Source organism: Pseudomonas entomophila (assembly GCF_029193575.1).
Classification (GTDB): domain Bacteria; phylum Pseudomonadota; class Gammaproteobacteria; order Pseudomonadales; family Pseudomonadaceae; genus Aquipseudomonas; species Aquipseudomonas entomophila_G.
This window is the reverse complement of record NZ_JARGCS010000056.1, coordinates 614,462-622,981: the sequence shown is the minus strand read 5'-3', so window position 1 is coordinate 622,981 and position 8,520 is coordinate 614,462. Positions and strand designations below refer to the sequence as shown.

Sequence of the window (8,520 nt, the reverse complement as noted above, 5' to 3'; positions counted from 1 at the left end):
GACGTCGTCCTTGGCGGTGATGGTGGCCGTGCCGGTCGCGCTGCCTGCTGGGACGGTGACCTTGGTGCCATCGCTGAGGGTGAAGGTCAGGCCGCCGTGACCGGTGACCGCCAAGCCCTGGGCGTTACTCAGGGTGACGGTATAGGTGACTTGCCCGCCTTCCGTGACGGTGGTTTTGTCGGCGGTGAGGGTGGCGATGACTTCGCTGGTGGTGTCGGCGATCTGCACGGTGGCCGCGCCACCAAGTTCCAGGTTCTCGAAGGTCTTGCCTTCGACCGTGGCGCTGCTGATGCCGAGGGTGAGCGAGCCGGCATCCTTGAAGACGTCCTCGCCTTGGGCCGGAGCCTTGTACTCGACTTGGGTTTGGCCCGCGGCGAGGGTGACCTTGTCGCCATTGCTCAGCGTGACGGTAAGCGGGCGGTCGAGCGCCTGGTTGATCTTGACGGTGAAGGACGGTTGTTGGGCTTCGGTGACATCGCCGTTGCTGACGATGCTGACCGACACGTTGTCGCCTTGGCCGCTCGGCTCATCGGTTACCGTGGTGGTAAGGGTATTGCCGCCCAGCGTCAGCTTCTCGAAGTTGTCGCCGCCGGTGACCGACTCCAGCTTGTTGACGATATTCGGCTGGCCGCCGACGTAGACATCGTCCTTGGCGGTGATCGTGGCTGTGCCGGTGGTGCTGCCTGCTGGAACGTTGACCTTGGTGCCATCGCTGAGGGTGAAGATCAGGCCACCGTGGCCGGTGACCGCCAAGCCCTGGGCATTGCTCAGGGTGACGGTGTAGGTGATCTGGCCGCCCTCGGTGACAGTGGTTTTGTCGGTGGTAAGGGTGGCGACGACTTCGCTGGTGGTATCGGCGATCTGCACCGTCGCGCTGGCGCCCAGTTCGAGGTTTTCGAAGGCTTTGCCCTCGACGGTGGCGCTGCTGATGCCGATGGTGAGCGAGCCGGCGTCTTTGAAGACGTCCTCGCCCTGGGCCGGAGCCTTATACTCGACCTGGGTCTGGCCGGCGGCGAGGGTGACTTGGTCGCCATTGCTCAGGGTGACGGTGAGCGGGCGATCCAGCGCCTGGTTGATCTTGACGGTGAAGGATGGCTGCTGGGCTTCGGTGACGTCGCCGTTGCTGACGATGGTCACCGAAACCTTGTCGCCCTCATTGCCCGTACCCGGTGTACCAGTGCCCGGCTCGTCAGTGACGGTGGTGGTGAGGGGGTTGCTGCCGAGTGTCAGCTTCTCGAAGTTATCCGCGCCGGTGACCGACTCCAGCTTGTTGACGATATCCGGCTGGCCGCCGACGTAGACATCGTCCTTGGCGGTGATCGTGGCTGTGCCGGTGGTGCTGCCTGCTGGAACGTTGACCTTGGTGCCATCGCTGAGGGTGAAGATCAGGCCACCGTGGCCGGTGACCGCCAAGCCCTGGGCATTGCTCAGGGTGACGGTGTAGGTGATCTGGCCGCCCTCGGTGACAGTGGTTTTGTCGGTGGTAAGGGTGGCGACGACTTCGCTGGTGGTATCGGCGATCTGCACCGTCGCGCTGGCGCCCAGTTCGAGGTTTTCGAAGGCTTTGCCCTCGACGGTGGCGCTGCTGATGCCGATGGTGAGCGAGCCGGCGTCTTTGAAGACGTCTTCACCTTGGGCCGGGGCCTTGTATTCAACCTGTGTCTGGCCGGCGGCGAGGGTGACCTTGTCGCCATTGCTCAGGGTGACCGTGAGTGGGCGGTCCAGTGCCTGGTTGATCTTGACGGTGAAGGACGGCTGCTGGGCTTCGCTGACATCACCGTTACTGACGATGGTCACCGAGACCTTATCGCCTTGGCCGCTCGGTTCGTCGGTGACCGCAGTGGTCAGGCTATCGTTGCCGAGGGTCAGCTTCTCGAAGCTGTCGCCGCCAACGACCGACTCCAGCGTGTTGACGATGCTCGGCTGGCCGCCAACGTAGACATCGTCCTTGGCGATGATGGTGGCGGTGCCGGTGGCGCTGCCTGCCGGAACGTTGATTGTTGTGCCGTCGCTGAGGGTGAAGGTCAGGCCGCCGTGGCCGGTGACCGGCAGGCCCTGGGCGTTGCTCAGGGTGACCGTATAGGTGATTTGGCCGCCTTCGGTGACGGTGGTCTTGTCGGCGGTGAGGGTGGAGACCACCTCGCTGGCGGTGTCGGCAATCTGCACCGTGGCACTGCCGCCCAGCTCGAGGTTTTCGAAAGACCTCCCTTCGACGATGGCGCTGCTGATGCCCACGGTGAGGGAACCCGCGTCCGTGAACACGTCATCGCCCTGGGCGGGCGCCTTGTATTCAACCTGTGTCTGGCCTGCATCGATGGTGACCTTGTCGCCATTGCTCAGGGTGACCGTGAGTGGGCGGTCCAGCGCCTGGTTGATCTTGACGGTGAAGGACGGCTGCTGGGCTTCGGTGACATCGCCGTTGCTGACGATGCTGACTGAAACCTTGTCGCCCTCGTTGCCCGCACCCGGTGTACCGGTGCCCGGCTCGTCGGTGACGGTGGTGGTGAGGGTGTTGCTGCCCAGCGTCAGCTTCTCGAAGCTTTCCGCGCCGGAGACCGACTCCAGCGTGTTGACGATGCTCGGCTGGCCGCCAACGTAGACATCGTCCTTGGCGATGATGGTGGCGGTGCCCGTTGCGCTGCCTGCCGGAACGTTGATTGTTGTGCCGTCGCTGAGGGTGAAGGTCAGGCCGCCGTGGCCGGTGACCGGCAGGCCCTGCGCGTTGCTCAGCGTGATGGTGTAGGTGACAAGGCCACCCTCGTTGACCGTGGCCTTGTCGGCGCTCAGCGTGGCAACCACCTCGCTGGTGGTGTCGCTGATCTGTACGGTGGCCGCGCCGCCCAGGACCAGATGCTCGAAGGCCTCGCCCTCGACCGACGCGTCGGTCACCCCGACGGTGACCTGCCTGGGGTCCTTGAACACGTCGTCGCCCTGAGCGGGCAGGCTGTAGGTGACCTGCGTCTGGCCTGCGGCAATGGTGACCTGGTCGCCGTTGCTCAGGGTGACGGTGAGGTCATGGTCGAGTTTCTGGCTGACGGCGACGGTGAAGGTGGGCTGCTGGGCCTCGCTGACGTCGCCATTGCTGATGATGCTGACGGTAACGGTGTCGATGCTGTCGCTGATCAGGGTGGCTGCGGGCGACGGGTTTGTGACCAGATGTTCGAAGTTGCCGCCCGTTGCCCCCGTGATCGTCGTGGTTACGCTGCTGCCGTTTTGGTAGACGTCATTCGCCGGCGTTTGGAAATCGATGCTGCCGGACGTCTTTCCCGCGTCGACGGTAACGGTCTGTCCGTTCGACAGGGTCACGGTCACCGGCGTCTGCGCGGGGTTGGTGAGGGTCACGGTGTAGGTGATGACCCCGCCCTCGGTCACACTCGGGGTCGCGGTGAGGCTCGCGGTGGTGGTATCGACCGTGTCGGTGATCTGCGTCACTGCCGGCGCCGGGTTCGGGGTGATGATCAGCCCGTTGCCGCCGGTGGTGCCGGTGATGGTGGTGGAGACCTGCCCACCCTCCACGTACACCGTGTCATTGGCGGGAATCGTGACATTCACGCTGCCGCTGGTTTGTCCGGCGGGAATGACGATCACCGCGCCATTGGACAAGGTGATGGTGAGGTCGCTCAGCGGTGCTTGGCCCAGCGTCGCGGTATAGACGATCACCCCGCCCGCTTCGCTTATCGATGGCGTCGCGCTCAGGCTCAGACCAGTGTTCACCGGCGCCGCGTCGTTGTTCGCGCTCGCATCGTTGCTGGCATCCAGCCCGCCCACCTCGCGGTTGGCCAGGCTGATGGCGAAGCTCAGTGGGTCGGTCGGGAAGCCCACGGTCGGGTCGACACGGCCAGCGGTTTCCTCCAGCAGCACGAAACTGTGACCACCACCGGCGTTGCCGCCACCTGCAGCGGCCAGGCCAGCGGCTGGGGCCTCCAGGGTGGTGGTCGGGTCGGCGCCGGCGGCGATCGCCTGTTGCAGCTCCTGCACCGATGGCGCGGCCTGGGCGGTCGCCTGGTTCAGGTCGGCGCTGCTTTCGGGCGCATCGGCGCTCCACTGGGTGTCGCGCCCCAGGTCGAGCAGACGCCCGTCGGCCAGTTCCAGGGTGACCGCACCCCCCGCCCCGGTCAGCACCTGTTCACCGGCGAACAGCCGATCCCCTTCGATGAGTACCCGCCGGATCCCCTCCGGCGATAGGGCGATGACCTGGCCAACAACGCTTTTGACGATGGCTACGACAGTGCTCATGAGGATCTCCGGTAAACCCGATCGATTGCTTCCGTGCTCCCGCCGCGGTGATTGGCCGTGCAGGTGGAGTGTTCGAAGTCAGTTGGAATGCCAACTTGCAAGTGTTGGCCGCCCGTCTCCGCCGACTTTGGCTGGTGTGCGTCACGAATCACCGGGACGCACCTCACCCAATGTCACATCGGGAGTTACGCAGTTGCCAATTCTTACTTTCGTATTAGTCAGGGCTATATATGAATGATTCCCTGAAAGATGCCACGGTAATATCACGGCAATTACCCGTGACATCTTGGGCGACGGCTCAAGCATGGCGGCTGGGTGGAATTCGCAACAACGCCTTGCATCGGCACGGCGAAGGTTTAGTCTTGGCAGGTGTTGCAAGGGAAATAACAGCCGACTGATGGCACTTTGTTATAGCCTGCTCCTCAACGAGTGTGCGAAAGAGCATGAAACCTTCCGCCCTCGCTGTCGTCTGGTTGAGAAACAAGAGCAAGTCCAAGTTTGCTCGGTAGTGAAGTGACACGGCCATGGCGCCCTGAGCGTCGTAACGATGGGTGATGGCTTATTGCCAAAGCATTGCCCCTCAAGGCCGGCCAGCAGGTGGCGCCTACCCGGTAAAGGGCGCGCTCACCCGTCCATCTACTGCAAGGATGAAGAGAGCGCCGCGTGGAATCTGAAGTCAGTCGAGTTCAACTCAGTCACGACCCCCGCAGTCAGCATGACGATCCTTTGCTGGACAGCCTGCTGACCCTGTGCGTCCTGCACCAGAAGCCCGCCAGCCGGGCCATGCTCACCACCGGCCTGCCTTTGCCGGCCCAGCGCCTGAGCCCCGAGCTGTTGCCGCGCGCCGCCGCCCGCGCCGGCCTGCAAGGGCGCCTGTTGCAGCGCCGACTGGAGCAGATCCCGAGCATCGCCATGCCGGCCATGCTGCTGCTCAAGGAAGGCCGCAGCGCCGTGCTGCTGGGCTGGGAAAACGCCGACACCGCGCGCCTGCTGCTCAGCGAGAGCGATGGTGGCGAGGTGATGGTCAGCCGCGAGTCGCTGCTCAGCGACTACAGCGGCAAGGTGTTCTTCGCCCAGCCGCAGCACAAGTTCGACGTCAACCACGGCAACCTCATCCCGCGCGCGCGCTCCTGGTTCCGCGACACCCTGATGCGCAGCAAATGGCTGTACATCGATGCCATCGCCGCCAGCCTGGTGATCAACCTGATCGCCCTGGCCGCGCCGCTGTTCGTGATGAACGTGTACGACCGCGTGGTGCCCAACCAGGCCACCGCCACCCTCTGGGTGCTCGCCGTGGGCATCGCCGGCGCCTATGCCTTCGACCTGATCCTCAAGAGCCTGCGCAGCCTGTGCCTGGACCTGGCGGGCAAGAAGACCGACCTGATCATCTCGGCGACGCTGTTCGAACGTATCGTCGGCATGTCGATGAAATACCGCCCGGCACGGGTCGGCAGCTTTGCCCAGAACATCCACGAGTTCCAGGGGCTGCGCGACTTCCTCGCCTCGCTGACCCTCACCAGCCTGATCGACCTGCCTTTCACCCTGTTGATCCTCATGGTCATCGCCATCATCGGCGGCCACCTGGTGTGGATCCCGATCATCGCCTTCCCCCTGGCCCTGGGCATCGGCTACGCGCTGCAAAAGCCGCTGATGTCGACCATGGAGCGCACCATGGCGCTGGCCTCCGAGCGCCAGTCGAGCCTGATCGAGACCCTCGCCGGCCTCGACGCGGTCAAGGTCAACAATGCCGAGAGCGAGCGCCAGTACATGTGGGAGCAGACCCTCGGCACCCTCAGCCGCCTGGAACTGCGGGTCAAGGTGCTGTCGGGCCTGGCCATGAACATCACCCTGCTGATCCAGCAACTGGCCGGGGTGGCGATGATCTGCGTCGGCGTGTACCTGATCATCGATGGCAATCTGAGCATGGGCGGGTTGGTGGCCTGCTACATGCTCAGTGGCCGCGCCCTCGGCCCGCTCGGCCAGCTCAACGGGCTGCTGGCGCGCTACCAGCAGGCCAAGGTGACCATGACCGCCACCGACCAGATGATGGAGCTGCCCCAGGAGCGCAACTTCGAGGAGCGTCCGCTCAGCCGCCAGGTGCTGCAGGGTGCGGTCGAGTTCCGCAGCGTCGACTTCACCTACCCGAACCAGCAGAACCTCGCCCTCAGGGGCATCAACCTGAGCATCAAGCCGGGTGAGAAGGTTGGCATCATCGGCCGCAGCGGCTCCGGCAAGAGCTCGCTGGCCAAGCTGATCGTCGGCCTGTACGAGGCCGATGGCGGCTCGTTGCTGGTCGATGGCGTGGACATCCGCCAGATCGACGTCAGCGAGCTGCGCCACAACATCGGCTACGTGCCCCAGGACATCCAGCTGTTGGCCGGCACCCTGCGCGACAACCTGGTCAGCGGCGCGCGCTACATCGAGGACGAGATGATCCTCCAAGCCGCCGAGCTGGCCGGTGTGCACGAATTCGCCCGGCTGCACCCGGACGGCTACGAGCTGCAGGTCGGCGAGCGTGGGCAGAACCTCTCCGGCGGGCAGCGGCAGAACGTCGCGCTGGGCCGCGCGCTGTTGCTCAACCCGCAGATCCTGCTGCTCGACGAGCCCACCAGCGCCATGGACAACACCGGCGAGGAGCGCTTGAAGCAGCGCTTGCAGGCGATCATCGAAAACAAGACCGTGCTGCTGGTCACCCACCGCGCCTCGCTGCTGTCGCTGGTCGACCGGCTGATCGTCATCGACCGTGGGCAGATCGTCGCGGATGGCCCGAAGGCCGCCGTCATGGAAGCGCTGAAGAAGGGGCAGATCAGTGTTGCATAAGCTTGATGTGGGCCGCTTCAAGGACAACCTGCGCCGCTACTTCAAGGGCTCCGAATCGCTCAGCGGGCAGCCGTTGCCGGAGGTCAACAAGGCGCTGATCGAGGATGCCCCGCGCATCGTGCGTCTGACCATCTGGGGCGTCATCGCGTTCTTCCTGTTTCTGATCGTCTGGGCCAGCGTCGCGCCCATCGACGAGGTCACCCGCGGCGAGGGCAAGGCCATCCCGTCGTCCAAAGTGCAGAAGATCCAGAACCTCGAGGGCGGCATCGTCGCGCAGATCTTCGCCAAGGAAGGGGAGATCGTTGAAGTCGGCCAGCCGCTGCTGCGCCTGGACGAAACGCGCTTCGCCTCCAACGTCGGTGAAACCGAGGCCGAGCGCCTGGCCATGGCCCTGCGCGTCGAGCGCCTGAGCGCTGAGGTCGAGGGGCGCCCATTGACGATCGACGAAGCGCTGCGCAAGGCCGCGCCCAGCCAGGCGGCCAGCGAAGAGTCGCTGTACCTGAGCCGGCGCCAGCAACTGCAGGATGAGATCGGTGGCCTGGAGCAGCAACTGGTGCAGCGCCAGCAGGAGCTGCGCGAGTTCAACGCCAAGCGCGCCCAGTACGCCAACAGTCTGCAGTTGCTCCGCCAGGAGATCGCCATGTCCGAGCCGCTGGTGGGCAAGGGCGCGATTTCCCAGGTGGAAATCCTGCGCCTGCGCCGTGCCGAGGTGGAGAACCGTGGCCAGATGGACGCCACCGCCCTGGCCATTCCCCGTGCCGAGGCGGCGATCAAGGAAATCCAGAGCAAGGTCGAGGAAACCCGCGGCAAGTTCCGCAGCGAGGCGCTGACCCAGCTCAACGAGGCGCGTACCGAGCTGAGCAAGGCCACCGCCACCAGCAAAGCGCTGGACGACCGGGTCAACCGCACCCTGGTCACCTCGCCGGTGCGGGGCATCGTCAAGCAGTTGCTGGTCAATACCATCGGCGGGGTGATCCAGCCGGGCAGCGACATCATCGAGATCGTGCCGCTGGACGACACCCTGGTGATCGAGGCGAAGATCCTGCCCAAGGACATTGCCTTCCTGCACCCAGGGCAGGAGGCCACGGTGAAGTTCACCGCCTACGACTACACCATCTATGGCGGGCTCAAGGCCAAGCTGGAGCAGATCGGCGCCGACACCGTCACCGACGAGGACAAGAAGACCACCTACTACCTGATCAAGCTGCGCACGGAAAAGAGCCACCTGGGTACCGACGAGAAGCCGCTGCTGATCATTCCGGGCATGGTGGCGACGGTGGATATCCTCACCGGCAAGAAAACCATCATGAGCTACCTGCTCAAGCCGATCTTCAAGGCGCGCTCGGAGGCACTGCGCGAGCGTTGAGGGCTGGTTTCGTCCCTTAGGGCCCTAATCGCGGGTTTGCCCCGCGACAGTCCGGCACCCTCAACACACATCCTGAGCCCTCCCTCCCGCCGGGCGGC

General features: G+C 64.7%; 3 protein-coding genes. 2 read left to right on the top strand and 1 reads right to left on the bottom strand.

Annotated elements, in window-relative coordinates:
* Window positions 1-4,236, bottom strand: a 4,236-nt coding sequence (locus tag P0Y43_RS26565) for a retention module-containing protein (RefSeq protein WP_275640217.1), incomplete at its 3' end; no start/stop codon positions are given.
* Between the two features lie 663 nt (window positions 4,237-4,899).
* Here P0Y43_RS26565 and P0Y43_RS26560 point away from each other — a divergent pair.
* Entirely contained in the window at window positions 4,900-7,056 is a 2,157-nt protein-coding gene (locus tag P0Y43_RS26560) for a type I secretion system permease/ATPase (RefSeq protein WP_275640216.1), read from the top strand.
* A complete protein-coding gene (locus P0Y43_RS26555) occupies window positions 7,046-8,422 on the top strand; it encodes an HlyD family type I secretion periplasmic adaptor subunit (protein ID WP_275640215.1) in 1,377 nt (458 codons plus the stop codon). Before P0Y43_RS26560 ends, P0Y43_RS26555 begins: the two co-directional genes overlap by 11 nt.
* The last annotated feature ends 98 nt before the right edge of the window (window positions 8,423-8,520 follow it).